This window comes from Streptomyces sp. A1136 (assembly GCF_004795055.1).
Lineage (GTDB): Bacteria > Actinomycetota > Actinomycetes > Streptomycetales > Streptomycetaceae > Streptomyces.
Window position 1 is genome coordinate 58592 of the sequence record NZ_SSBJ01000026.1, and the last position, 24493, is coordinate 83084.

The 24493-nt window shown below is 72.3% G+C and carries 24 protein-coding genes; 6 read left to right on the plus strand and 18 right to left on the minus strand.

Annotated features, from left to right (window positions below; genetic code table 11):
* Positions 1–363 precede the first annotated feature (363 nt).
* Entirely contained in the window at positions 364–1413 is a 1050-nt protein-coding gene (locus E6R62_RS24330) for a GlxA family transcriptional regulator (protein WP_136215656.1), read from the minus strand.
* 71 nt (positions 1414–1484) lie between these two features.
* Between E6R62_RS24330 and E6R62_RS24335 the strand changes: the two genes are divergently transcribed.
* Complete coding sequence (locus E6R62_RS24335; RefSeq protein WP_136215657.1) at positions 1485–2813, plus strand: MFS transporter; 1329 nt, start codon at positions 1485–1487, stop codon at positions 2811–2813.
* The gene (locus tag E6R62_RS24340; protein WP_136215658.1) at positions 2810–3463 is read left to right on the plus strand and encodes a bifunctional 2-polyprenyl-6-hydroxyphenol methylase/3-demethylubiquinol 3-O-methyltransferase UbiG; all 654 of its coding nucleotides are present in this window, start codon (positions 2810–2812) and stop codon (positions 3461–3463) included. Before E6R62_RS24335 ends, E6R62_RS24340 begins: the two co-directional genes overlap by 4 nt.
* A gap of 29 nt (positions 3464–3492) precedes the next feature.
* On the opposite strand, the gene E6R62_RS24345 is transcribed toward E6R62_RS24340, so the two are convergent.
* The 12 genes from E6R62_RS24345 to hrcA form a co-directional block, all read right to left on the minus strand.
* Entirely contained in the window at positions 3493–3846 is a 354-nt protein-coding gene (locus E6R62_RS24345) for a cytidine deaminase (protein ID WP_136215659.1), read from the minus strand.
* A 68-nt stretch (positions 3847–3914) separates the two neighbouring features.
* Positions 3915–4268: an MmcQ/YjbR family DNA-binding protein gene (locus E6R62_RS24350; RefSeq protein ID WP_136215660.1), complete on the minus strand. Its 354-nt coding sequence runs from the start codon at positions 4266–4268 to the stop codon at positions 3915–3917.
* A complete protein-coding gene (locus tag E6R62_RS24355; protein WP_136215661.1) occupies positions 4265–5575 on the minus strand; it encodes a hemolysin family protein in 1311 nt (436 codons plus the stop codon). Before E6R62_RS24355 ends, E6R62_RS24350 begins: the two co-directional genes overlap by 4 nt.
* Positions 5572–6069, minus strand: coding sequence for an rRNA maturation RNase YbeY (gene ybeY / locus E6R62_RS24360; RefSeq protein WP_136215662.1), 498 nt, complete (start codon positions 6067–6069; stop codon positions 5572–5574). The genes E6R62_RS24355 and ybeY overlap by 4 nt, the downstream gene beginning before the upstream one ends.
* Positions 6070–6082: 13 nt before the next feature.
* The gene (locus E6R62_RS24365) at positions 6083–7141 is read right to left on the minus strand and encodes a PhoH family protein (RefSeq protein ID WP_136215663.1); all 1059 of its coding nucleotides are present in this window, start codon (positions 7139–7141) and stop codon (positions 6083–6085) included.
* A gap of 173 nt (positions 7142–7314) precedes the next feature.
* On the minus strand, positions 7315–8412 hold the full coding sequence (locus E6R62_RS24370) for a carbohydrate kinase family protein (RefSeq protein ID WP_240801857.1): 1098 nt from the start codon (positions 8410–8412) through the stop codon (positions 7315–7317).
* Between the two features lie 160 nt (positions 8413–8572).
* On the minus strand, positions 8573–9478 hold the full coding sequence (locus E6R62_RS24375; protein ID WP_136215664.1) for a ribonuclease Z: 906 nt from the start codon (positions 9476–9478) through the stop codon (positions 8573–8575).
* Between the two features lie 3 nt (positions 9479–9481).
* Entirely contained in the window at positions 9482–9841 is a 360-nt protein-coding gene (locus tag E6R62_RS24380) for a histidine triad nucleotide-binding protein (RefSeq protein WP_136215665.1), read from the minus strand.
* A gap of 124 nt (positions 9842–9965) precedes the next feature.
* Positions 9966–10709, minus strand: coding sequence for a 16S rRNA (uracil(1498)-N(3))-methyltransferase (locus E6R62_RS24385; protein ID WP_136215666.1), 744 nt, complete (start codon positions 10707–10709; stop codon positions 9966–9968).
* The gene (locus E6R62_RS24390; RefSeq protein ID WP_136215667.1) at positions 10706–11797 is read right to left on the minus strand and encodes a nitronate monooxygenase; all 1092 of its coding nucleotides are present in this window, start codon (positions 11795–11797) and stop codon (positions 10706–10708) included. The genes E6R62_RS24385 and E6R62_RS24390 overlap by 4 nt, the downstream gene beginning before the upstream one ends.
* Positions 11798–11977: 180 nt before the next feature.
* Positions 11978–13117, minus strand: coding sequence for a molecular chaperone DnaJ (dnaJ, locus tag E6R62_RS24395; protein ID WP_136215668.1), 1140 nt, complete (start codon positions 13115–13117; stop codon positions 11978–11980).
* Positions 13118–14134, minus strand: a complete 1017-nt coding sequence (hrcA, locus tag E6R62_RS24400) for a heat-inducible transcriptional repressor HrcA (protein ID WP_136215669.1) — start codon at positions 14132–14134, stop codon at positions 13118–13120.
* Between the two features lie 166 nt (positions 14135–14300).
* On the opposite strand from hrcA, the gene E6R62_RS24405 reads away from it, so the two are divergent.
* Positions 14301–15026 carry an MBL fold metallo-hydrolase gene (locus E6R62_RS24405; RefSeq protein ID WP_136215670.1) on the plus strand — a complete coding sequence of 242 codons (726 nt, stop codon included), beginning with the start codon at positions 14301–14303 and terminating at the stop codon, positions 15024–15026.
* A 28-nt stretch (positions 15027–15054) separates the two neighbouring features.
* A complete protein-coding gene (locus tag E6R62_RS24410; protein ID WP_136215671.1) occupies positions 15055–15864 on the plus strand; it encodes a DUF3097 domain-containing protein in 810 nt (269 codons plus the stop codon).
* A 184-nt stretch (positions 15865–16048) separates the two neighbouring features.
* Here E6R62_RS24410 and hemW read toward each other — a convergent pair whose 3' ends face one another.
* The 3 genes from hemW to lepA form a co-directional block, all read right to left on the minus strand.
* A complete protein-coding gene (hemW, locus tag E6R62_RS24415) occupies positions 16049–17281 on the minus strand; it encodes a radical SAM family heme chaperone HemW (protein WP_136215672.1) in 1233 nt (410 codons plus the stop codon).
* A gap of 32 nt (positions 17282–17313) precedes the next feature.
* Complete coding sequence (locus tag E6R62_RS24420) at positions 17314–19200, minus strand: long-chain fatty acid--CoA ligase (RefSeq protein WP_136215673.1); 1887 nt, start codon at positions 19198–19200, stop codon at positions 17314–17316.
* Positions 19201–19439: 239 nt separating this feature from the next.
* Complete coding sequence (lepA, locus tag E6R62_RS24425) at positions 19440–21305, minus strand: translation elongation factor 4 (protein ID WP_136215674.1); 1866 nt, start codon at positions 21303–21305, stop codon at positions 19440–19442.
* A gap of 198 nt (positions 21306–21503) precedes the next feature.
* Here lepA and rpsT point away from each other — a divergent pair, with 198 nt between their 5' ends.
* A complete protein-coding gene (gene rpsT / locus E6R62_RS24430) occupies positions 21504–21770 on the plus strand; it encodes a 30S ribosomal protein S20 (protein WP_030159297.1) in 267 nt (88 codons plus the stop codon).
* 396 nt (positions 21771–22166) lie between these two features.
* Here rpsT and holA read toward each other — a convergent pair whose 3' ends face one another.
* Positions 22167–23159 (minus strand): DNA polymerase III subunit delta, encoded by a 993-nt coding sequence (gene holA, locus E6R62_RS24435; protein ID WP_136215675.1) that lies wholly within the window; start codon positions 23157–23159, stop codon positions 22167–22169.
* Between the two features lie 79 nt (positions 23160–23238).
* Here holA and E6R62_RS24440 point away from each other — a divergent pair, with 79 nt between their 5' ends.
* Positions 23239–23481 (plus strand): hypothetical protein, encoded by a 243-nt coding sequence (locus tag E6R62_RS24440; RefSeq protein WP_136215676.1) that lies wholly within the window; start codon positions 23239–23241, stop codon positions 23479–23481.
* 48 nt (positions 23482–23529) lie between these two features.
* Here E6R62_RS24440 and E6R62_RS24445 read toward each other — a convergent pair whose 3' ends face one another.
* The gene (locus E6R62_RS24445) at positions 23530–24390 is read right to left on the minus strand and encodes a YceI family protein (RefSeq protein ID WP_136215700.1); all 861 of its coding nucleotides are present in this window, start codon (positions 24388–24390) and stop codon (positions 23530–23532) included.
* Positions 24391–24493: the final 103 nt, after the last annotated feature.

Below are 24493 nucleotides of genomic sequence, written 5' to 3' on the forward strand. Positions count from 1 at the left end.
ATGCCGCTCCCGGCGCCGACCAGGCCACGGCCGCGAGGGCCGATGCGGTCGTCGGCCGGGGCCGGCGCGCGCGGTCGGCGGCACCTTCGGCGCTCGCCCCCGCGTCCCCGCCGCGCGCGGTCGGCCGACCGCGCGGACGCGCCTCCCGGCCGGGCGGCAGCTCCGTCGCCGGCCGGCCGGGCCCGCGGTGCGGGAGGCGCGTCGGCGCAGGGTGACGGTGCCGAGGTCGCGCAGGGTGTACGTGATCTCCGCGCCGTTGCCGTCGGCGCGGGGGCGGTGTGACCGGTGGCGGTTGCGGTCGGGCGCTGCGACCCGGGCACTTCCCCGGCCGTGGTGCGGACGGTGGGCCGGGGGTGGGAGGGGTCACCGCGCGGAAGCCACATCGACGGGCGGTCCATCGGGCGACAGCGATGAGCCGCCGACCGCGCGGAACGTCCTGCGGTACCCGGTCGGACTCACCCCGAGCGCGGCCTGTACGTGCTTGCGCAGCGACTGGGCCGTCCCGAACCCGCTCTCCCGAGCCACCCGTTCCATCGGGAGCTCCGTCAGCTCCAGCAGTCGTCGGGCCCGCTCGACGCGTTGCGCGACGATCCACTCGCCCGGGCTCACCCCGACCTCCTCGCGGAACCTGCGCGTGAACGTCCGTACCGACACGGCCTCCTGGCGGGCCAGGTCGCTCAGCCTGATCGGCTCGTGCAGTCGCTCCAGCAGCCAGGCCCGCGCGGAAGCGGTACCGGTCCGCTGCGGTTCGGGGACCGGGCGCTCGATGAACTGGGCCTGCCCGCCGTCCCGGTGGGGCGGCACCACGGTCCGCCGGGCCACCTCGTTCGCGACGGCGGCGCCGTGGTCGCGGCGCACGATGTGCAGGCACAGGTCGATGCCGGCCGCGACTCCGGCGGAGGTCAGCACGTCCCCGTCGTCGGTGTAGAGCACGTCGGCGTCGACGAGCACGCGGGGGAACAGCCGCTGGAAGTGCTCGGCGTGGGCCCAGTGGGTCGTCGCGCGGAGACCGTCCAGGTACCCCGCGGCGGCCAGCACGTAACCACCCGTACAGATGGAGACGAGCCGGGTGCCGGGGCGGACGTGGGTCAGGGCGGCGGCGAGTTCGTCCGTCAGGCGGCCGTGCTCGTACACCGGCCCGAGCTCGTACGAAGCCGGAACCACGACCGTGTCGGCCGTGGCGAGCAGCTCCGGGCCGTGTTCGACGCGGATCGCGAAGTCGGCGTCGGTGGGCACCTGCCCCGCGGACAGTCCACAGGTGAGGATCTCGTACAGCGGCCGCCCGGCCCGGTCCTTGGCCCGGCCGAAGATCCGGTGCGGAATGCCGAGTTCGAAGGGCAACAGCCCGGCGAGGGCGAGGACGACGACCCGGTGGGCGGAGTCTTCCGACGGGATCTGCGTACGAGAGTCCATGGCCCGATCGTAGCGAAGCGTGTCGTTCAGGCCACTGTCGCCCGGTGCCCCCGCGGCCGGAAGCTGTCCGGGTGACCCAGACAGCACCCACGCCGGCGCCCTCGCCCGCGCCCACGCCCGCCGCCGATGCCGCTCCCCCGCCCGCCCCGCGCACGCCCGGTCGCGTCCACCGCGCCTGGTTCGTCGCGGCCGTCGCCTTCGTGACGATCGTCGGCGCCGCCGCCTTCGCCTCCCTGCCCGGGCTGCTCATCGAACCGCTCCACGAGGAGTTCGACTGGTCGCGCGGCACCATCGGCTTCGCCGTCTCCGTCAACCTCGCCCTCTACGGGCTGACCGCGCCGTTCGCGGCCGCGCTGATGGACCGTTTCGGCATGCGCCGGGTCGTGGCGGTGGCCCTGATCGTCATATCCGCCGGCGCGGTGGCCACGGTCTGGATGACCGCGGCCTGGCAACTGGTGCTGCTCTGGGGAGTGCTGGTCGGTCTGGGCAGCGGCTCTATGGCCATGGCGTTCGCCGCGACCGTGACCAACCGCTGGTTCACCGCCCGCCGCGGACTCGTCACCGGCGTCCTGACCGCGGCCGGCGCCTCCGGACAATTGATCTTCCTTCCGTTGCTGTCCTGGCTGGTGGAACGCCACGGGTGGCGCCCGGGCTCGGTCACCGTGTCGCTGGCCGCGCTGGTCGTCGTGCCCTTCGTGTGGCTGCTGCTGCGCGACCACCCCGCGGACGTGGGGCTCGCTCCCTACGGCGGCACGTACGCGCACAAGCCCGCGCCGGCGCGCGGGGCGGCGGGGCGCGCGGTGTCGGTGCTGTTCAAGGCGGCCCGGACCGGCCCCTTCTGGCTCCTGGCCGGCACCTTCGCGATCTGCGGCGCCTCGACCAACGGACTGGTGCGGACGCACTTCGTGCCGGCGGCGCACGACCACGGCATGCCGGTGACGGCGGCAGCCGGACTGCTCGCGGTGGTCGGCGTGTTCGACGTGCTCGGCACGATCGCCTCCGGCTGGTTCACCGACCGGTTCGAGGCGCGTCGACTGCTGGCGGTGTACTACGCCCTGCGCGGCGTCTCGCTCCTGTTCCTGCCGATGCTGATGGCGCCGTCCGTGCACCCGCCGATGGTCTTCTTCATCGTCTTCTACGGCCTGGACTGGGTCGCGACCGTCCCGCCCACCATCGCGCTGTGCCGCGAGCAGTACGGGGAGGACAGTGCCATCGTCTTCGGCTGGGTGCTGGCCTCGCACCAGGTGGGCGCGGCCCTGGTGGCCTTCCTGGGCGGCCTGGCGCGCGACGCGTTCGGCTCGTACGACCTGGTCTGGTACGCGGCGGGCGCGCTGTGCGCGGTGGCCGCCCTGATGGCCATGGTCATCAGGCGCCGGACCGGTGATCCAATGGCGGCATGACCCCACGACCGCGCGCCTTGGCGGCCCTCGACCGTTTCAACGCCGCCCACCCCTGGGACCACAACGCCCACTACCACCGGTGGATCCTGCGCCAGGTGCCGAAGCGGTGCGCGCGGGCACTGGACATCGGCTGCGGCAGCGGCGAGTTGGCCGGGCTCCTGGCCACCCGGGCCCAGACGGTGATCGGGATCGACGCCGACCCCACGATCGTCGCCCTGGCCCGCGCGACGGCCCCGGCGGAAGGCCGGATGTCCTTCGTCACCGGCGACGCGCTGACGGCGGTACCGCGCGGCCCGTACGACATCGTCACCTGCGTCGCCGCCGTCCACCACATGCCCTTCGGCCGGGCGCTGAACCTCTTCCGCCACCACCTCGCTCCCGGCGGGACCCTGGTGGTCGTCGGCGTGGCGCGGGCCGACACCGTCGGCGACCACCTGATGGGCGCCCTCTCGATCCCGCTGAACGCCGCCGTCGGTTGGCTGCGAAACCGCGGCCGCCCGGCGCCCCGGCCAGCCGCGATGACGGCTCGGACCCGCCCGCCCGTGATGACCTTCGCCGAGATCGGCGACCAAGTCGGCGCCGCCCTGCCCGGCGCCCGCCTGCGACGGCGTCTGTTCTGGCGGTACACGCTCGTGTGGCACGCGCCCTAGGACTCAAGCCCACCCGTGCCCGGTAGGGCTCAGCCCGCCGGCGTCGTGGACTTGAGGGTGCCGTCCGGGGCCGCCAGGAGGACCGGGGTATCCGGGCCGCCGAGGTCGCGGACGGCCGCGCGGTCCGCGTCGGCCGGGACGTCCGCCGCGCTCACCACGGCGGCGGCCTCCAGGGACCGCGCCCCGCTGGCCACCGCCATCGCGACCGCCGTGCGCAGCGCGCTCAGCTTGAGGGAGTCCAGCTCCACGGTCCCGGCCACGTACGTGCGGCCCGTCTCGTCGCGCACCGCCGCGCCCTCCGGCACGCCGTTGCGGGCGCGGGCGCTGCGCGCCAGTGTGATGATCTTGGTGTCCTCGGGGTCGATCCCGGTGTTGTCGCTCATGGGCGAAAGCATAGGGAGCGCCCGGGCGGGCCCGGGGGACGGCCCCGCCGGGCCGCCGCCCCCACGGCTCAGGGCCGGTCCAGCCGCAACCGCTCGGCCTTGGGCAGCCCGGCGACGACCAGGTCGTACGAGTCCTCCACCAGCTCCCGGACCATCTCGTCCGGCAGCCCGGCGACCGTCACCGTGTTCCAGTGCCGCTTGTTCATGTGCCAGCCCGGAACGATCGCCTCGTACTCCGCCCGCAGCCGCACCGCCGCCTCCGGCTCGCACTTGAGGTTGATCTTCAACGGTTCGGCGTCCAGCGCCGTCAGCGCGAACACCTTGCCGAGCACCTTGAACACCGAGGTCTCCGGCGTGAAGGGGAACTCCTCCACCGCCGCGTTGAAGCCCAGACAGAAGGCGCGCAGCTCCGCGGGGGTCATTCGGGCACCTCCACGCCCTCGTCCGGCTCCATCACCACGGGCTCCACCAACACCGTCACGATCTTGTTCCGGCGGCCGGCCGGGGATTCGGCCGTCAGCCGCAGCGGCCGCCCGTCGGGCAGCTCCACCACGGCCGACGCGCCCGCGATCGGCACCCGGCCCAGCGCCTTGGCGAGCAGGCCGCCGACCGTCTCCACGTCCTCGTCGTCGAAGGCCTCGACCTTGAACAGCTCCCCGAGGTCGGTGATGTCGAGGCGGGCGGTGACCCGGTACCGGTCGTCGCCGAGCTCCTCGACCGGCGGGAGTTCGCGGTCGTACTCGTCGGTGATCTCGCCGACGATCTCCTCCAGGATGTCCTCGATCGTCACGATGCCCGCCGTACCTCCGTACTCGTCGATGACGACGGCCACGTGGTTGCGCACCGACTGCATCTCGCGGAGCAGGTCGCCGGCGTTCTTGGTGTCGGGCACGAAGACGGCCGGCCGTATGGCCGTCGAGACGAGGTCGGACTCCGCCTCCCGGCTGATGTGCGTCTTGCGGACGAGGTCCTTCAGGTAGACGATCCCGACGATGTCGTCCTCGTTCTCCCCGGTCACCGGGATACGCGAGAAGCCCGAGCGCAGCGCGAGCGTCGTCGCCTGGCGCACCGTCTTGTACCGCTCGATGCAGACCAGGTCGGTGCGGGGCACCATCACCTCGCGCACGAGGGTGTCGCCGAGTTCGAAGACCTGGTGCACCATCCGACGCTCGTCGTCCTCGATCAACGATTCCTTCTCCGCCAGGTCCACCATGGCCCGCAGCTCGGCCTCGGAGGCGAACGGTCCCTTGCGGAAGCCCTTGCCCGGGGTGAGCGCGTTGCCGAGGAGGATCAGCAGCTGCGGGATCGGCCCCATGACCCGGGCCAGCGGGACGAGCACGTACGCGGCCGCGGTCGCCGTGTTCAGCGGGTGCTGACGGCCGATGGTGCGCGGGGACACCCCCACCGCCACGTACGACACCAGCACCATCACGGCGATGGCCACGAGCAGCGCGGTCCAGTTCTCGCCGAACTCGTCCAGGCACACGTAGGTGACGAGCACGCCCGCCGCCATCTCACAGGTGACCCGGACGAGCAGCGCCACATTGACGTAGCGGGTCGGGTCCCCGGTGACCTGCGCCAGCTTGGCACTGCCGCGCCGGCCCTCCCGTACGGCCTGCTCGGCGCGGAAGCTGGAGACGCGGGCGATCCCGGACTCCGCGCAGGCCGCGAACCACGCCACGACGACCAGCAGCACCGCGCCGCTGATCAGCTGCGGTGCGCCGGTCACGAGACGGTGGGGGCGGGGGACGGGCCGGTCAGGCCGCGCTCACCGCGCCAGCCGTCGACGATGGCCGCCTGGAGGCCGAACATCTCGGCCTTCTCGTCCGGCTCCTCGTGGTCGTACCCGAGCAGGTGCAGCACCCCGTGGACGGTCAGGAGCTGGAGCTCCTCGTCCATGGAGTGCCGCGTCGGCGCTTCCTCGCCCTGCCGCTTGGCGACTTCCGGGCACAGCACGATGTCGCCGAGGAGCCCCTGCGGGGGCTCCTCGTCGTCCTTCGCCGGGGGACGCAGTTCGTCCATCGGGAAGGACATGACGTCGGTGGGTCCGGGCAGGTCCATCCACTGGATGTGGAGCTGCTCCATCGCCTCCTCGTCGACGACGATGACGGACAGCTCGGACAGCGGGTGGATCCGCATGCGGGTGAGCGCGTAGCGGGCGATGTCGAGGACCGCCTGCTCGTCGACCTCGATCCCGGACTCGTTGTTGACGTCGATCGACATGGTGCGCTGAGTTCTACTTCCGCTGGTAGCCGTTCCGGGACTGGGGGGAGTCCTGGCTGTCGTCGTACTTCTCGTACGCGTCGACGATACGGCCGACCAGCTTGTGCCGGACGACATCCTCGGAGGTGAGCCGTGAGAAGTGGATGTCCGGCACCCCGTCGAGGATCCGCTGCACCTCGCGCAGGCCGCTCTTGGCGCCGCCCGGCAGGTCGATCTGCGTGATGTCACCGGTCACGACGATCTTCGAATCGAAGCCGAGCCGGGTCAGGAACATCTTCATCTGCTCGGCGGTGGTGTTCTGCGCCTCGTCGAGCACGACGAAGGCGTCATTGAGGGTGCGACCGCGCATGTACGCGAGCGGGGCCACCTCGATGGTGCCGGCGGCCATCAGGCGCGGGATGGAGTCCGGGTCGAGCATGTCGTGCAGGGCGTCGTACAGCGGACGCAGGTACGGGTCGATCTTGTCGAACAGGGTGCCCGGCAGGAAGCCGAGGCGCTCGCCGGCCTCGACGGCGGGGCGGGTCAGGATGATCCGGCTGACCTGCTTGGACTGGAGCGCCTGGACCGCCTTGGCCATCGCGAGGTACGTCTTGCCGGTACCGGCCGGGCCGATGCCGAAGACGATGGTGTTCTTGTCGATCGCGTCCACGTAACGCTTCTGGTTGAGCGTCTTGGGACGGATGGTCCGACCCCGGCTGGAGAGGATGTTCTGGGTGAGCACCTCGGCCGGTGTCTCTTCGTGGCCGCCGTCGCCGCCGTTGGCCTTGCCGTTGGCCTTGAGCATGGCGATCGAGCGTTCCACTGCGTCCTCCGTCATCGACTGCCCGGTGCGGAGCACCAGCATCATCTCGTCGAACAGGCGCTGGATCAGGGCGACTTCCACCGCGTCGCCGATCGCGCTGACCTGATTGCCCCGAACATGGATGTCGGCCTTCGGGAAGGCCTTTTCGATGACGCGAAGCAGGGCGTCACCGGAGCCCAGCACGGTCACCATCGGGTGCGTGGCCGGAACGGTGAAGTGGGCTCGCGCCTGCCCCGGCGCTGGGGTACGGGCTGTCGGTGTCTGAGTCATGGGCCGGCACTGTGGCCTGCGCATACCTCCCACTGAGGGGTCGCGCCGATCGTCGACCTCCGGACTACCAAGGGTACGACTCCCCGGCGCCATCCCCGAGGGCTTTTCCGTCGCGCCCGTCCCGCGGCGCCCCGGGCCGCCGCGCAGGCGCCGGGCCCGGCCGCGACACCCGGCTACAGGGACGGCCGGAACCCGATGGTCGGGACGGCCCGACGGCGGGGGCCGGGCGGCGCGCCCGGCGGGACCAGGGCGTCCAGGAAGGCGTAGCGGTCGCGCAGACTCTCCGGGGCGGCGCGCCACCAGTGGGAGACCTCCGGCCAGCCCGGGGCCGACAGGGAACCGCCGAACTCCTGCACCGACAGGGCCGCCGTGAGTCCGGCGAACGCCAGCCGGTCCGCCAGCGGCCACCCGGCCAGGGTGCCCGTGACGAAACCCGCCACGAACACGTCACCGGCTCCCGTCGGGTCCAGCGCGTCGACCGTGATCCCGGGGACCTCCGCCGTCTCCCCGGTGCGGCCGTCCACCGCGCAGGAGCCGTCCGCGCCCATGGTCACCACCGCGACCGGCACCTTCTCCGCCAGCGCCCGGGCCGCCGCGCGCGGGCAGTCGGTCCGGGTGTACCGCATGGCCTCGCCGGCGTTCGGCAGGAAGGCCTCGCAGTGCCCCAGGTCCGCCAGCGCCCCGAGGTCCCAGCGACCGCTCTCGTCCCAGCCCACGTCGGCGAAGACCCGTGACCCCTGCCGGGCCGCCTGCGCGATCCACTCCTCGCCCGCGCCCGGGCCCAGCGAGGCCACGGCCGCCCGGGCGCGCGGCGGGCACTGCGGGAACCGGCCGGGGCCCGCCGGGAGCGGGGCCTCGTGCCCGTGGGAGACCATCGTGCGCTCGCCCTCGTACGCCATGGAGACGGTGACGGGGCTGTGCCAGCCGGGGATCTTGCGGGACATCGACAGGTCGATGCCCTCGCCCTGTTCCAGCGCGTCCCAGCAGTACTCGCCGTAGTGGTCGTCGCCGAAGGCCGCGGCCAGCGATGTCCGCAGGCCGAGGCGGGCCAGCGCGGCGGCCATGTTGGCGACTCCGCCGGGGCTGGAGCCCATGCCGCGCGCCCACGACTCCGTACCGCGGACGGGGGCCGAGTCGAGGCCCGTGAAGATGATGTCGAGGAAGACGGTGCCGGTGAGGAAGACGTCGCAGCCCGGTTCCTGGGGATCGCGCACCGGACCGAGCGGGTCCAGTCTCGATTCGCGGCTGGTGCGGCTGTCCCGACTGATCACGTGTGCTCCCCGTTTCCTGTGTGCGCCCGAGGTGGACGGTTCGCCGCGCCCGGGCCCGCGGCGGACAGCCGTCGTGGATGCCCGGACGCGGACGCACCGAAACCAAGTGTGACCCACGTCACCACGCGGGCGCTCGGATTCGGCCGGAACCCGCCCCCCGCTACCCGCGCTTCGGGAGCGGAACCCGTACGAGGTCAGCGGCGATCGTCAGTTCACCCTCGAAGCCGGCCGCCCGCGCCTGCCGTTCGAACTCGGCGGGGTCGGGGTAGCGCTGCGAGAAGTGCGTCAGCACCAGGTGCCGGACTCCCGCGTCCTTGGCCACCCGCGCCGCCTGTCCGGCGGTGAGGTGGCCGTGGTCGACGGCGAGCGCCACGTCCTCGTCCAGGAACGTCGACTCGATCACCAGCATGTCGCAGCCCTCCGCGAGCGCGTCCACGCCCGCGCACAGCCGGGTGTCCATCACGAAGGCGAACCGCTGCCCCGGCCGGTGCTCGCTGACCTCGTCCAGACCGACGTCGCCCAGGCTGCCCTCGCGCCGGAGCCGGCCCACGTCCGGTCCCTTGATCCCGTGCCGCGCCAGCAGCTCCGGCACCATCCGGCGCCCGTCCGGCTCGGTGATCCGGTAGCCGAAGGACTCCACCGGATGCGAGAGGCGCCGGGCCTCCAGGGTGTACGAGGGCCCGACCGCCAGTGTCCCGTCCTCGGCCACCGGCTCCTCGCGCAGCCGCACCGTCTCCCGGTAGGCGGTGGCGTAGCGGAGCCGGTCGAAGAACTTCTGTCCCGAGGCCGGGTAGTGCGCGCTGACGGGGTGCGGGACCTGGTCGAGGTTGATCCGCTGGATCACCCCGGCGAGGCCGAGGCTGTGGTCACCGTGGAAGTGGGTGACGCAGATCCGGTTGATGTCGTGCGCGGCGACCCCGGCGCGCAGCATCTGGCGCTGGGTGCCCTCGCCCGGGTCGAAGAGGATGCCCTCGCCGTCCCAGCGCAGCAGGTAGCCGTTGTGGTTACGGGCCCGGGTGGGGACCTGGCTTGCGGTCCCCAGGACCACGAACTCGCGTACGGACACGTCTTATCCGGGGGGCCACTGGAGGCCGCGGCCGCCGAGGACGTGCGCGTGGGCGTGCCAGACGGTCTGGCCGGCGCCGGCGCCGGTGTTGAACACGATCCGGTAGCCGTGGTCGGCGATGCCCTCGGCGGCGGCGATCTGCCCGGCTTCGCGCAGCACGTCGGCGGCGAGCGTCGGCTCGGCGGCGGCCAGGGACGCGGCGTCGGGGTAGTGCGCCTTCGGGATGACGAGGACGTGCGTGGGCGCCTGCGGGTTGATGTCCCGGAAGGCGACGGTCGTCTCGGACTCGCGGACGATCGTCGCCGGGATCTTCCCCTCCACGATCTTGCAGAACAGGCAGTCCGCCTGCGGTTCCCCGGCCATTGCTGCGCCTCTCGTGACGTGCCTCGGTTCAAGACATCGGGTCGGTCGGGGCATCGTAACCGGCGCGGTGATCCACCGGCTCGCGACCGGTTCGATCCCCCGCCCCGGCGGGGGCGGGCCCGGCTCAGGACCAGCGGCCCGTCCGGGCCAGCAGGACCGCCGTCGCGGCCGTACCGGCGGTGGAGGTGCGCAGGACCGAGGGGCCCAGGCGGTACGGGTGGGCGCCGGCCGCCGCGAAGACGGCGAGTTCCTCGGGCGAGACCCCGCCCTCCGGGCCGACCACCAGGACGACGGAGCCGGCGGCGGGCAACGGGGCCGTGGCCAGGGCGTCCGAGGGGGTGTCGCGGTCCTCGTGCAGGACCACGGCCAGGTCGGCGTCGGCCAGCAGCGCCGCCACCTGCTTCGTGGACAGGGCTTCGGCGACCTCGGGGAAGCGCACCCTACGGGACTGCTTGCCCGCCTCCCGGGCGGTGGCCCGCCACTTGGCGAGGGACTTGGCGCCCCGCTCGCCGCGCCACTGGGTGATGCACCGGGACGCCTGCCAGGGCACGATCGCGTCGACCCCGGTCTCGGTCATCGTCTCGACCGCGAGTTCGCCCCGGTCACCCTTGGGGAGCGCCTGTACGACGGTGATCCGCACGGCGGGCTCCGGCTCCTCGAAGACCCCGGACACCGCGACGACCAGCCGGTCCTTGCCCTCCGCCGACTTCACGACGCCCTCGGCCCAGCGACCCCGGCCGTCGGTGAGGACCACGTCCTCGCCCGGGTTCAGCCGCTTGACGGACACCGCGTGTCGCCCCTCGGGGCCGTCCAGGGTGAACTCCGGCCCCGCGGGGACCTCCTCGACCACGAACACCGGGGCCGTCATGACGCTCTCCTCATCTGCATGACCTTCAACGCGTGCTGTGCGCCGACGACTTCCGCCGCGAGCACCTCCACCAGTTCCCCGGCCGGCAGCGCCCGCGCCAGCCGGTGCCCCTGCCCCGCCCACAGCGCCATGCCCTGCGGGTCGCCGGCGGCGGCCGCCGCCTTGCGCAGTCCCGAGGTCAGGTGGTGGACCTGCGGGTACGCGGCCGGGGCGTACGGGCCGTGCTCGCGCATGAAGCGGTTGACCAGGCACCGGGCGGGCCTGCCGGAGAAGGCCCGGGTGAGCTCGGTGTGCGGGAACAGCGGGTCTGTCAGCGCCCTCTTGTGCAGGGGGTCGGCGCCCGATTCCGGGCAGGGCAGGAAGGCCGTGCCGAGTTGGGCGGCCTCGGCGCCCGCCGCGAGCAACGCCGCGATCTGCGCCCCGCGCATCACCCCGCCCGCCGCGATGATGGGGAGGGCCACCGCCTCGCGTACCGCCGCGACGAGGACGAGCAGGCCGACGCCGGCCGTGCCGTCGGTCTCCGGGTCGTCGCGGTGGGTGCCCTGGTGACCGCCCGCCTCGACGCCCTGGACGCAGACCGCGTCGGCGCCCGCGGCCTGGGCGGTGCGGGCTTCGTCCACGGCGGTCACCGTGACGACGGTGTACGTACCCACCTCGCGGAGCCTGGTCAGGACGTCGGCCGGCGGGCAGCCGAAGGAGAAGGAGACCACCGGGACGGGGTCCTCCAGGAGGATGGCCAGTTTGGCGTCGTAACCGTCGTCGCAGGTGCCGAGGGTGTCGTCCGGCGCGAGGGACACCTCGTACCAGGTCGCCTCGCCGGCCAGTTGTCCCCGGTAGGTCTCGACGGCCGCGGGGTCGACGTAGCCGGTCTGCGGCATGAACAGGTTGACGCCGAAGGGCCGCCGGGTGAGGGCGCGCACCTGCTTGATCTCCTGGTACATCCCGTCGGCGGTCTTGTAGCCGCCGGCCAGGAATCCGAGGCCGCCCGCCTCGCACACGGCGGCGGCGAGCGGCGGGCAGGAGGCACCGCCCGCCATGGGGGCCTGCACGATCGGGTACGGGGAGAGACCGTTCGGCGCGGTGGACATGCCCTGCATCGTGCCACGTCCGGCGCACCGGGCCGAATCACGGCATTCGCCTGGCATAGTCCGCTTCCCGGCGGCGGTCCGACGGCCGCCGCGAGACCTGCGCCGGCCCGGGTCCGCGACGGCAGCGAGCCCGGTCCGGGGCAGTCCCGGACCGGGCTCGTACGAGGTGCGCGGGGCCGGTCAGCGGCCGTTGAACGCGTCCTTGAGGCGGCTGAACAGACCCTGCTGGCCCGGCGCGAACTGGCCCATCGGCCGCTCCTCGCCGCGCAGCTTCGCCAGCTGGCGCAGCAGGTCCTCCTGCTGGGCGTCCAGCTTGCCCGGGGTGGTGACCTCGACGTGGACGATCAGGTCGCCACGCCCGCCGCCGCGCAGGTGCGTGACGCCGCGGCCGTGCAGCGGGATCGCCTGGCCGGACCCGGTGCCGGGCCGGATGTCGATCTCCTCCAAGCCGTCGAGCGTCTCCAGCGGGCACTTGGTGCCCAGGGCCGCCGCCGTCATCGGGATGGTGACCGTGCAGTGCAGGTCGTCCCCGCGCCGCTGGAAGGTCGGGTGCGGCAGCTCGTGGATCTCCACGTACAGGTCGCCGGCGGGGCCGCCGCCGGGGCCGACCTCGCCCTCGCCCGCCAACTGGATGCGGGTGCCGTTCTCCACGCCCGCCGGGATCTTGACGGTGAGGCTGCGGCGGGAGCGGACCCGGCCGTCGCCCGCGCACTCGGGGCACGGGGTGGGGACGACGGTGCCGAAGCCCTGACACTGCGGGCAGGGCCGCGAGGTCATGACCTGGCCCAGGAAGGACCGGGTGACCTGCGACACCTCGCCGCGTCCGCGGCACATGTCACACGTCTGCGCGGAGGTGCCGGGTGCGGCGCCCTCACCGGAGCAGGTGGTGCAGACGACGGCCGTGTCGACCTGGATGTCCTTGGTGGTCCCGAAGGCCGCCTCGTCCAGTTCCAGGTCGAGGCGGATCATGGCGTCCTGGCCCCGGCGGGTGCGCGAGCGCGGCCCGCGCTGCGAGGCCTGGCCGAAGAAGGCGTCCATGATGTCGGAGAAGTTGCCGAAGCCGCCCGCACCGAATCCGCCCGCGCCGCCGCCACCGCCCGAGGAGGACAGCGGGTCGCCGCCGAGGTCGTAGACCTGCTTCTTCTGCGGGTCCGAGAGGACCTCGTAGGCCGCGTTGATCTCCTTGAAGCGCTCCTGCGTCTTCGGGTCCGGATTCACGTCCGGATGGAGTTCGCGCGCCAGGCGACGGAAGGCCTTCTTGATCTCGTCCTGCGATGCGTCGCGGCGCACGCCGAGAACGGCGTAGTAGTCCGTGGCCACTTACGACTCCGCCAGGATCTGTCCGACGTAACGTGCCACTGCGCGTACCGCTCCCATCGTTCCGGGGTAGTCCATGCGGGTCGGTCCGACCACGCCGAGTTTGGCGACTGCTTCGCCGCCCGAACCGTAACCGACCGAGACGACGGACGTGGAGTTCAGTCCCTCGTAGGCATTCTCATGCCCGATCTTCACGGCCATCCCCGACTCACTCGCCTCGCCCAGCAGCTTGAGGAGCACGACCTGCTCCTCCAGCGCTTCCAGCACCGGCCTGATCGTCAGGGGGAAATCATGTCCGAACCGCGTGAGGTTGGCGGTACCGCCGATCATCAGCCGTTCCTCCGCCTCCTCCACCAGGGTCTCACGCAGGGTCGCGAGGACGGCCTTGACCGTCGCCCGGTCCTCGGCCTCGAAGGACTCGGGAAGGTCCTGCACGAGCGGTGGCACATCGGTGAACCGACGGCCGACGACCCGGCTGTTGAGGCGCGCCCGCAGGTCGGCGAGCGAGGTCTCGGCGAAGGGGGTCTGGCAGTCCACGAGCCGCTGCTCGACCCGCCCGGTGTCCGTGATCAGTACGAGCATCAGGCGCGCGGGCGCCAGGGACAGCAGCTCCACGTGCCGGACGGTGGAGCGGGTCAGGCTCGGGTACTGCACCACGGCCACCTGCCGGGTGAGCTGCGCGAGCAGTCGAACGGTGCGCCCGACGACGTCGTCGAGGTCGACCGCGCCGTCGAGGAAGTTCTGGATGGCCCGGCGCTCGGGCGTCGACAGGGGCTTGACCCCCGCCAGCTTGTCGACGAAGAGCCGGTAGCCCTTGTCGGTGGGGATGCGTCCGGCGCTGGTGTGGGGCTGGGCGATGTAGCCCTCCTCCTCCAGCAGGGCCATGTCGTTGCGGACCGTCGCCGGGGAGACGCCGAGCCGGTGGCGCTCGGTGAGCGCCTTGGACCCGACCGGCTCCTCCGTCCCCACGTAGTCCTGGACGATGGCGCGCAATACCTCGAGCCTGCGTTCGCTGAGCACTCGTGCACACCTCCAGTGCGGTGGGTCGTCGCTGCGGTCGTTTCCGGTCGGCCCGGGGCGGGCCGTGTTGGCACTCTGCGTATCCGAGTGCCAGAGATCCCCCGGTCAGTGTACGGCCGGGTAGTACGCCGGAGGCAAGGGCGGCCCGCCAGGGTAGCGTCCCCGCATGGACGTGCGTTGGGAAGAGGCGGGCTGGGAGCGGCTGACCGGGCGGGCCGGGAGGCGCCGACTGCCGGTGTGGGACTGCACGGTGGGGCTGGTGGTGGGGGACGAGTCGGTCCTCCTGATCGACCCCGGCTCGTGCGTCCGCGAAGGGGCGCGGGTGCGGGCGGAGGCCGAGCGGTTGGCCGGTCGCCGCGTGACCCATATCGCATTCACGCACGGACATTTCGATCACGTGCTGGGCGGCTCGGCCTTCTCGGGGGCCGAGTTCTACGGCGCGGTCGGGCTGGACGCGCACCTCGCGTCGGACCGGGAGGCCCTGCGGGCGGACGCGGTCCGGCACGGCCTGGCGGAGGCGGAGGCCACCGAGGCGGCGGAGCTGCTTCCGGCGCCGCGGCACCTGGTGTCGGGCGAGTGGACGCTGGAGCTGGGCGGGGTGCAGGTGCTGCTGGCGAACGTCGGCCCGGGCCACACGCGGCACGATCTGGCGGTCTTCGTGCCGGGCGGGCGGGAGGTCGTCTTCTGCGGGGACCTCGTGGAGGAGTCGGGCGAACCCCAGGCGGGCCCGGACGCGGTCCCCGCGCGGTGGCCCGCCGCACTGGACCGGCTGCTGGCGCTGGGCGGGGACGACGCGCTGTACGTACCCGGTCACGGAGCGGTGGTCGACGCGGGCTTCGTGCGTGCGCAACGCGCCACACTCGCGGGGCGGTTCGGCGTGTCGGACGCGTGAGCGCGGGCTCTCTCGTAGCGTCGGCCGGATGCGTGAGTACTCCCCCGATCTGACCCCGCAATGGAAGCGCGCCAAGGCCGTTCCGGAGGTGTCGGCGGACCCGGGCCTGGTGGTGGAGGTGGCCGCCACCGACTTCTGCGGCGCGGTGGTGGCCTGCGAAGCCGGCACGGTGACCCTGGAGGACCGCTTCGGCAAGCGGCGCGCCTTCCCGCTGGAGCCGCGCGGTTTCCTCCTGGACGGCGCGGTGGTCACCCTGACCCGCCCGACCCGCGCGGGGGCGGCTCCCGCCCGTACGGCGTCGGGCTCGGTGGCGGTCCCCGGGGCCCGGGCACGGGTGGCGCGGGCCGGGCGGATCTACGTCGAGGGCCGCCACGACGCGGAGCTGGTGGAGCGGGTCTGGGGCGACGACCTGCGGATCGAGGGGGTGGTCGTGGAGTACCTGGAGGGCATCGACGACCTGCCCGCCATCGTCGCGGACTTCGCACCCGCGCCGGACGCCCGCCTGGGCGTGCTGGTCGACCACCTGGTGCCGGGCTCGAAGGAGTCCCGCATCGCGGCGTCGGTGACGTCCCCGCACGTCCTGGTGGTGGGCCACCCGTACGTGGACGTCTGGCAGGCGGTGAAGCCGTCGGCGCTGGGCATCCCCGCCTGGCCGGTGATCCCGCCGGGCCGGGACTGGAAGACGGGCATCTGCGAGGCCCTGGGCTGGCCCCCGAACACGGGAGCGGCCTGGCAGCACATCCTGTCCCGCGTGACGTCCTACAAGGACCTCGAACCCACCCTCCTGGGCGCGGTGGAACACCTCATCGACCACGTCACGACCCCCGCCGGCGCTTGAGGCGCGGGCCTCGCAAGCCTGAGGCGCGGGCCGGGCAATCCGGCCCCGCCGGCGCTTGAGGCGCGGGGCCCGGGGCGGAGCCCCGGAAAGCCCGGCGCAGCCGGGCCGCGCAGCGCGACGACGCCGCATCCGGCACGCCCGCCCGGCAACCCCCACACCCGCGGCCCGCGTCGGTCGCCCCGCGTCAGTCGACCAGGTCCCGGACCACCGCGTCGGCCAGCAACCGCCCCCGCAACGTCAACACGGCGCGCCCCGCCTCGTACGGGCCCGGCTCCAGCAGCCCGTCGGCCAGCGCCCGCCGCGACGCCGCCGTCCCCGCCTCCGCGAGCAGCGACAACGGCACGCCGTCCACCAGACGCAGCTCCAGCAGGATGCGCTCCACGCGCCGGTCCTCCGCCGACAGGAGCTCCCGCCCGGCCCCGGGGGAACGGCCCTCGGCCAGCGCGGCGGCGTACGCCCCCGGGTGCTTCACGTTCCACCACCGCACCCCGCCCACGTGCGAGTGCGCGCCCGGCCCCGCGCCCCACCAGTCGGCCCCGCGCCAGTACAGCTCGTTGTGCAGGCACCGCCCGGCCTCGGAGGTGGCCCAGTTCGACACCTCGTACCAGTGGTACCCGGCCTCCGCCATCACCGCGTCCGCGATCAGGTACCGGTCGGCGTGCACGTCGTCGTCCGTCATCGGGACCTCGCCGCGCCGTATCCGCCGCGCCAGCTGCGTCCCCTCCTCCACGATCAGCGCGTAGGCGCTGATGTGGTCGGGACCGGCCCCCAGCGCGGCCGTGAGCGACGCCCGCCAGTCCTCGTCCGACTCCCCCGGCGTCCCGTAGATCAGGTCCAGGTTCACGTGCTCGAAGCCCGCCGCCCGCGCCTCGGCGACGCACGCCTCCGGCCGCCCGGGGGTGTGCGTGCGGTCCAGCACCTTCAGGACGTGCTGCTTCGCGCTCTGCATGCCGAAGGAGATCCGGTTGAACCCGCCCGCGCGCAGCTCGGCGAGGTACTCGGGGTTCACCGACTCCGGGTTGGCCTCCGTCGTGATCTCGGCGTCCGGTGCCAGACCGAACTCGTCCCGGATCGCGGCGAGCATCCGTACGAGGTCGGCGGCCGGCAGCAGGGTCGGCGTGCCGCCGCCCACGAACACCGTCCGCACGGCCCTGGGGTCCTCCCCCAGCACCTTGCGGGCGAGGCGGACCTCGTCGATCAGGGTGTCGGCGTAGTTCTCGCGGGAGGCGAGCACGCCTCCGGTACCCCGCAGCTCGGTCGCCGTGTAGGTGTTGAAGTCGCAGTAGCCGCAGCGCGTGGCGCAGTACGGGACGTGCAGGTAGAACCCGAGAGGCCGCTCCCCGGCGCCCGCGAGGGCGTGCGCCGGCAGGGAGCCGTCTTCGGGCATGGGTTCACCGTCGGGCAGTGCGGAAGACATGCGCCCATTGTCCCGCACTGCCCCAAGGTCGTTTACGCCTCGTTGGCCCCGACGTACATCTCGTCGATGAGGTGCTTGAACTCGCGCTCCACGACGGGCCGCTTCAGCTTCAGGCTCGGCGTGAGGTCGCCGTGCTCCACGTCCAGGTCGCGGGGCAGCAGCCGGAACTGCTTGATCGTCTGCCAGCGCTGGAGTCCCTCGTTGAGGGTCTGGACGTAGGTCTCGATCAGCCGGTTCGTCTCGGGCGCGGCCGTGACCTCGGCGTACGTCTTGCCCTCCAGGCCGTGCTCGGCCGCCCAGGTCAGGATCGCCGGGCCGTCGAGCGCGATCAGCGCCGAGCAGAAGTTCCGGTCCGCGCCGTGCACGACGATGCTGGAGACGTACGGGCAGATCGCCTTGAACTGGCCTTCGATCTCGGCCGGGGCGACGTACTTGCCGCCCGACGTCTTGATCAGGTCCTTCTTGCGGTCGGTGATGCGCAGGTAGCCGTCCGGCGAGAGTTCGCCGATGTCGCCCGTGTGCAGCCAGCCGTCCGCTTCCAGTACCTCGGCGGTCTTGTCGGGCAGCCGGTGGTAGCCCTGCATGACGCCGGGGCTGCGCAGCAGGATCTCGCCGTCTTCGGCGATGCGGACCTCGGTGCCGGGGAGCGGCTTGCCGACGGTGCCGGTGCGGTAGGCCTCGCCGGGGTTGACGAAGGAGGCGGCGCTGGACTCGGTGAGTCCGTAGCCCTCCAGGATGTGGATGCCGGCGCCCGCGAAGAAGTAGCCGATCTCGGGTGCGAGTGCGGCGGAGCCGGAGACGGCTGCGCGCAGCTTGCCACCGAAGGCCTCGCGGAGTTTGGAGTAGACGAGCGCGTCGGCGATCTTGTGCTTGGCGGCGAGGCCGGCGGGGACCTTCATGCTCCCGGTGCGGCGGTAGTTGTCCTGCCGGGTCTTGGCGTACTCGCGCGCCACCTCGGCGGCCCACTTGAAGATCTTGTACTTGGCCCCGCCCGCGGCCCGGGCCTTGCCCGCGGCCCCGTTGTAGACCTTCTCGAAGATGCGCGGGACGGCCGCCATGTAGGTCGGCTGCACCACCGGCAGGTTTTCGATGATCTTGTCGATGCGGCCGTCGACCGCGGTGACGTGACCGACCTCGATCTGGCCGGAGGTGAGCACCTTGCCGAAGACGTGGGCCAGCGGCAGCCACAGGTACTGGACGTCGTCCGCGTGGATCATGCCGGTGGCCACGGTCGCCTTGGCCATGTACGACCAGTTGTCGTGCGGCAGGCGCACGCCCTTGGGGCGGCCGGTGGTGCCGGAGGTGTAGATCAGCGTGGCGAGCTGGTCCGCGGTGATGGAGGCGATCCGCTCCTTGACCGCCTCGGGGTGCTTGGCGAGGTACTCCCTGCCGCGTGCCTCCAGGGCGTCGAGGGACAGGACCCAGCCCTCGGGGTCGCCGTCGGCCTCCAGCGCGTCCTCGGCGTCCAGGACGACGACATGGGCGAGGCGGGGCAGGTCGGCGCGGTGCGCGCGTGCCTTCGCGAGCTGCTTGGCGTCCTCGGCGATCAGCACCCGGCTCTCGGAGTCGGCCAGGATGAACGCCGACTCCTCCGCGTTGGTGCTGGGGTAGATGGTGGTGGTCGCGGCGCCGGCGCACATCACGCCGAGGTCGGCCAGGATCCATTCGACCCGGGTGTTGGAGGCGAGCGCGACCCGGTCCTCGGGGCCGAGCCCGAGGTCGGCCAGGCCTGCCGCGATGGCGAACACCCGGTCGGCGGCCTGGCCCCAGCTCAGCGACTTCCAGTCGTCGGGCGCGCCGTCGGCCGAGGGGACCGGGTACCGGTAGGCCTCCCCGTCCGGCGTGGCGGCGACACGCTCCAGGAAGAGGGCCGCCACGGTGGGCGGGCGGTTCTCGATCAAGGTCTGTGTGTCGCTCACGACATCCTCCGGACCGGTCCACGCGACAGCGTGGGCGTGGGGCGCTTGGGGCTGGCGGGGTGGGGACCTGCGCACGTGCTGTTGGCGAGTTTGTGACTGGCGAGTAACCATCGAGCAGTGATCAGACTAAAGGCCGCCCGGCGCTCGCGTAAGGGGCCTCGGGCGGCCGGTTCATAACGAAACGGGCCCACATGCGTCCGCATGTGGGCCCGTTTGTCACGACCGGGGTGGCAGGCCGGCTACTTCTTCTTGCCGCCGGACTCGTCGCTGGAGAGGACGGCGATGAAGGCCTCCTGCGGCACCTCCACGGAGCCGACCATCTTCATGCGCTTCTTGCCCTCCTTCTGCTTCTCCAGCAGCTTCCGCTTACGGGAGATGTCACCGCCGTAGCACTTCGCGAGGACGTCCTTGCGGATGGCGCGGATGGTCTCGCGGGCGATGACGCGGGAGCCGACGGCCGCCTGGATCGGCACCTCGAAGGCCTGCCGGGGGATGAGCTCGCGCAGCTTGGCGACGAGCCGCACACCGTAGGCGTAGGCGGCGTCCTTGTGGCAGACGGCGGAGAAGGCGTCGACCTTGTCGCCGTGCAGCAGGATGTCGACCTTGACCAGGCTGGAGGACTGCTCGCCGGTGGGCTCGTAGTCCAGGGAGGCGTAACCGCGCGTCTTGGACTTCAGCTGGTCGAAGAAGTCGAAGACGATCTCCGCGAGGGGGAGCGTGTAGCGGATCTCGACCCGGTCCTCGGAGAGGTAGTCCATACCGAGCAGGGTGCCGCGGCGGGTCTGGCACAGCTCCATGATCGCGCCGATGAACTCGCTGGGCGCGAGGATCGTGGCCCGTACGACCGGCTCGAACACGTCCGAGATCTTGCCCTCGGGGAACTCGCTCGGGTTGGTGACGGTGACCTCCTTGCCGTCCTCCAGGACGACGCGGTAGACCACGTTCGGGGCGGTGGCGATCAGGTCGAGGCCGAACTCGCGCTCCAGGCGCTCGCGGACCACGTCCAGGTGCAGCAGGCCCAGGAAGCCGACGCGGAAGCCGAAGCCGAGCGCCGCCGAGGTCTCGGGCTCGTAGACGAGCGCGGCGTCGTTGAGCTGGAGCTTGTCCAGGGCCTCGCGCAGGTCCGGGTAGTCCGAGCCGTCCAGCGGGTACAGGCCCGAGAACACCATCGGCTTCGGGTCCTTGTAGCCGCCGAGGGCCTCGGTCGCGCCGTTGTGCAGGCTGGTGATGGTGTCACCGACCTTGGACTGACGGACGTCCTTCACGCCGGTGATGATGTAGCCCACCTCGCCGACGCCGATGCCGTCGGCCGGGGTCATCTCCGGGGAGGAGACGCCGATCTCCAGCAGCTCGTGCGTGGCGCCGGTGGACATCATCCGGATGCGCTCGCGCTTGTTGAGCTGGCCGTCGACGACACGGACGTAGGTCACGACACCGCGGTACGAGTCGTAGACCGAGTCGAAGATCATCGCGCGGGCGGGGGCGTCCTTGACGCCGACCGGGGCCGGGACGGTGGCGACGACCTTGTCCAGCAGCGCGTCGACGCCCATGCCGGTCTTGGCCGAGACGCGCAGTACGTCCTCGGGCTGGCAGCCGACCAGGTTCGCGAGCTCCTCGGCGAACTTCTCCGGCTGGGCGGCCGGCAGGTCGATCTTGTTCAGCACGGGGACGATCGCGAGGTCGTTCTCCATCGCCAGGTACAGGTTGGCGAGGGTCTGGGCCTCGATGCCCTGGGCGGCGTCGACGAGGAGGATCGTGCCCTCGCACGCCGCGAGGGAGCGCGAGACCTCGTAGGTGAAGTCGACGTGACCGGGGGTGTCGATCATGTTCAGGATGTGCGTGCTGCCCTTGCCCGGCCCCTCGGTGGGCGCCCAGGGCAGACGGACCGCCTGCGACTTGATCGTGATGCCGCGCTCACGCTCGATGTCCATGCGGTCGAGGTACTGGGCGCGCATCTGCCGCTGGTCGACGACGCCGGTCAGCTGGAGCATCCGGTCGGCGAGGGTCGACTTGCCGTGGTCGATGTGCGCGATGATGCAGAAATTGCGGATCAGCGCCGGGTCGGTACGGCTCGGCTCGGGCACGTGGCTGGGGATCGCGGGCACGCAGTGTCCTGATTCTCGGGTCGCAGTCGGAACGTGGTCTCGTATATGCAGAGTCCCATGGTCCCATGGCCGGCGCAGTGCGCCCGGTTTGGGCTGCCCCGAGCGTGCCTGGTAACCTGGGCAGCTGTGTCTCGTACGGCCTCTCACCGTCCGGGGCGCAATCCGAAGATCAAACTCTGAACCTGAAAAGGCTCTTTCGTGGCGAACATCAAGTCCCAGATCAAGCGGAACAAGACGAACGAGAAGGCGCGCCTGCGCAACAAGGCCGTCAAGTCCTCGCTCAAGACCGCGATCCGCAAGGCCCGCGAGGCCGTGGCCGCCGGTGACGTCGAGAAGGCCACCGTGGCTTCCCGCGCCGCCGCGCGTGCGCTCGACAAGGCTGTCTCGAAGGGTGTCATCCACAAGAACGCCGCCGCCAACAAGAAGTCGGCGCTGGCCACCAAGGTTGCCACCCTCCAGGGCTGAGCTCCTGATGTGATCGCCGGGTAGGGATCAAGCGGGCCCTCTCTCCCGCTCCCGACCGGCAACCGCGCCGCACGCGAAGCGTTCGCCACGCGGGTGCGGCGCACCCAGAAGTGACCGAAGGCCCCGGCCGCCACCCTTCCCCAGGGTGCGACCGGGGCCTTCGTCATCCCCACCCCACCTCCGGCGCCGCGGACCCGCTTGCGCCCGGCGGCATCGGCGAGCGGCCTGGGGCCTGGGGCCTGTCGTCAAAGTAACGCCGTTGCGGCCCGGGGCGTCCGGTGCCGCGCACCACGAGGCGGAGGGGCGCCCGGGTACCGGACGTACTCGGGCGCCCCGACAACGCGGCGAGGTGCGGTACCGGACGCCCCGGGCCAGGAGCGACTTGGACGACAGGGCCTAACGGCGTGTGGGGCGGGCCGCGCGGGATACCGCTACGACCGCCTTCTCCAAGGCGTACGCCGGGTCGTCGCCCCCGCCCTTCACCCCCGCGTCGGCCAGCGCCACCGCACGCAACGCCTCCGCGACACCGTCCGCCGACCAGCCCCGCATCTGCTGCCGGACCCGGTCGATCTTCCACGGCGGCATGCCCAGGTCCCGCGCGAGGTCGCCCGGGCGGGCCCCCCGCGGCGCCGAGGCCAGTTTCCCGATGGCCCGCACCGCCTGGGCCAAGGCGCTGGTGATCAGAACCGGCGCCACGCCCGTGGACAGTGACCAGCGCAGGGCTTCGAGGGCTTCCGCCGCCCGCCCCTCCACCGCCCGGTCGGCGACGGTGAAGCTGGAGGCTTCCGCCCGGCCGGTGTAATAACGCCCGACCACGGCCTCGTCGATGGTTCCCTCGACGTCCGCGCACAGTTGCGCAACCGCGCTCGCCAGCTCCCGCAGGTCGCTGCCGATCGCGTCGACCAGGCTGTGGCACGCCTCGGGGGTGGCCGAACGCCCCAGCGTCCGGAACTCCCCCCGCACGAACGACAGCCGGTCCGCCGCCTTCGTCATCTTCGGGCAGGCGACCTCCCGGGCGCCCGCCTTGCGTGCCGCGTCCAGCAGGCCCTTGCCCTTGACGCCACCGGCGTGCAGGAGGACGAGGATGATCTCCTCGTACGGCGCCGCGAGGTACGCCTTGACCTCCTTCACCGAGTCGGCGGACAGGTCCTGCGCGTTGCGCACGATCAGGACCTTGCGCTCGGAGAAGAGCGAGGGGCTGGTCAACTCGGCCAGCGTGCCGGGCTGGAGCTGCTCGGAGGCGAGGTCCCGGACGTCGGTGTCGGCATCGGCGGCACGCGCCGCCGTCACCACGTCCCGCACGACGCGGTCGAGCAGCAGGTCCTCCTGCCCCACTGCGAGGGTGAGCGGGGCGAGCGGATCGTCGGTGGGGTTCTTCCTGGTGGCCATCGCCTCCAGCATCCCACGCCCCACCGACAACCCCCCTCCCCCGATCCCCGGCAGCGGCACCGTCCCGGAGAATGGTCGGGTGAACCTGCGACATGTACTGGTCCTGCCCGACCGCGACGCCGCCGAGGAGGTGGCGGCCGAGATCGTGGACCGGTTCGGCCTGCCCGAGGAACCCCAACTGGTCCGCGACGCCCTCGCCGGTGAGGACGACGCGGAGGACGCCCAGTGGCTGGTGGTGGTCGAAGACCCGCAGGGCAAGCTCGATTCCGCAGCCATGGACGACCTGGCCGCCGCCTACGAGGGGTGGCTGGAGGCCCCCTGAGCCCCCATCCCGGCCTCCTCGACCCCGGCCTCCTGAGCCCCGGCCTCCTCAGGCCTTGTGGACGATCTGGATGTCCAACTCGACCTCGACGCTCGCGCCGATCGCCGCGACCCCGTGCGCCAGCACCGACTGCCAGTTCAGCGTGAAGTCCTCGCGGTTCAGTTCCGTCGTGGCCCGGCACGCGGCCCGCGGCTCGCCTTGGAGCCCCGTGCCGTTGCCCAGGTACTGGGTGTCCAAGGTGACGGAACGGCTGACGCCGTGAAGGGTCAGGGCGCCCGCGACGGCCCAACGGCTGCCGCCGCGGTGGATGAAGCGCTCGCTGTAGAACTCCACCGTGGGATGGCGCGTCGCGTCCAGGAAGTCCGCGGAACGCAGGTGGTCGTCCCGCATCCGCAGTCCCGTGTCGATGCTCGCCGCGTCGATGATGACGCGCATGGAGGAGTCCTCCATCCGCTCGGCTATCCGCACCGCGCCGGCGAAGGTCGTGAACCGGCCGTGGATCCGGGCGAAGCCGATGTGCCGTGCGGTGAAGCCGATCGACGAGTGCGTCGGATCGAGTTCCCAGTGCCCGGGCGCGGGCAGCAGTGGCGGCTCCACCGTGTCGAGGACGATCTCCGCCGTGCCGCGCTGCGCCGGGTCCCCCACCAGCGTCGCACCGTGGAAGGGCGCGTAGCCCTCGGCGGTGACGGTGAGCCGGTACTCCCCCTCCGGCACCGCGGCGGTGAACCCGCCGTACGGGTCGGTCTCCCCGCTGACGACCCGGCGGCCGATCGGGTCGGTCACCTCGAACTTGGCTTGGCGCACCGGCTGGTGCACCGTGTCGAGCACCCGGCAACTGAGCAGCCGGGCCGTGTGTGGCAGCGTCAGCGTCGCGGCCGTGTGAGAGGCGGCGCTGCCGCCCGTCTCCATCCCCCGTCGGCGTCCGAACATGGTTGATGCACCCCCGTGCAGTGTGGACTTGGACCGTTCTGGCGAAGACGCATTCGATCATGCTGCCGGGTTGGGGGCAAAC

Bases quoted from the DNA above. Each gene is read 5' to 3' on its own strand.
- E6R62_RS24365 (WP_136215663.1), bottom strand. From the start codon at position 7,141: ATGACTCAGACACCGACAGCCCGTACCCCAGCGCCGGGGCAGGCGCGA.
- E6R62_RS24380 (WP_136215665.1), bottom strand. From the start codon at position 9,841: ATGGCCGGGGAACCGCAGGCGGACTGCCTGTTCTGCAAGATCGTGGAG.
- hemW (WP_136215672.1), bottom strand. From the start codon at position 17,281: ATGTCTTCCGCACTGCCCGACGGTGAACCCATGCCCGAAGACGGCTCC.
- holA (WP_136215675.1), bottom strand. From the start codon at position 23,159: ATGGCCACCAGGAAGAACCCCACCGACGATCCGCTCGCCCCGCTCACC.
- E6R62_RS24445 (WP_136215700.1), bottom strand. From the start codon at position 24,390: ATGGAGACGGGCGGCAGCGCCGCCTCTCACACGGCCGCGACGCTGACG.
- E6R62_RS24345 (WP_136215659.1), bottom strand. From the start codon at position 3,846: ATGAGCGACAACACCGGGATCGACCCCGAGGACACCAAGATCATCACA.
- E6R62_RS24405 (WP_136215670.1), top strand. From the start codon at position 14,301: ATGGACGTGCGTTGGGAAGAGGCGGGCTGGGAGCGGCTGACCGGGCGG.
- E6R62_RS24385 (WP_136215666.1), bottom strand. From the start codon at position 10,709: ATGACGGCCCCGGTGTTCGTGGTCGAGGAGGTCCCCGCGGGGCCGGAG.
- ybeY (WP_136215662.1), bottom strand. From the start codon at position 6,069: ATGTCGATCGACGTCAACAACGAGTCCGGGATCGAGGTCGACGAGCAG.
- E6R62_RS24410 (WP_136215671.1), top strand. From the start codon at position 15,055: ATGCGTGAGTACTCCCCCGATCTGACCCCGCAATGGAAGCGCGCCAAG.
- E6R62_RS24350 (WP_136215660.1), bottom strand. From the start codon at position 4,268: ATGACCCCCGCGGAGCTGCGCGCCTTCTGTCTGGGCTTCAACGCGGCG.
- E6R62_RS24340 (WP_136215658.1), top strand. From the start codon at position 2,810: ATGACCCCACGACCGCGCGCCTTGGCGGCCCTCGACCGTTTCAACGCC.
- E6R62_RS24330 (WP_136215656.1), bottom strand. From the start codon at position 1,413: ATGGACTCTCGTACGCAGATCCCGTCGGAAGACTCCGCCCACCGGGTC.
- E6R62_RS24390 (WP_136215667.1), bottom strand. From the start codon at position 11,797: ATGTCCACCGCGCCGAACGGTCTCTCCCCGTACCCGATCGTGCAGGCC.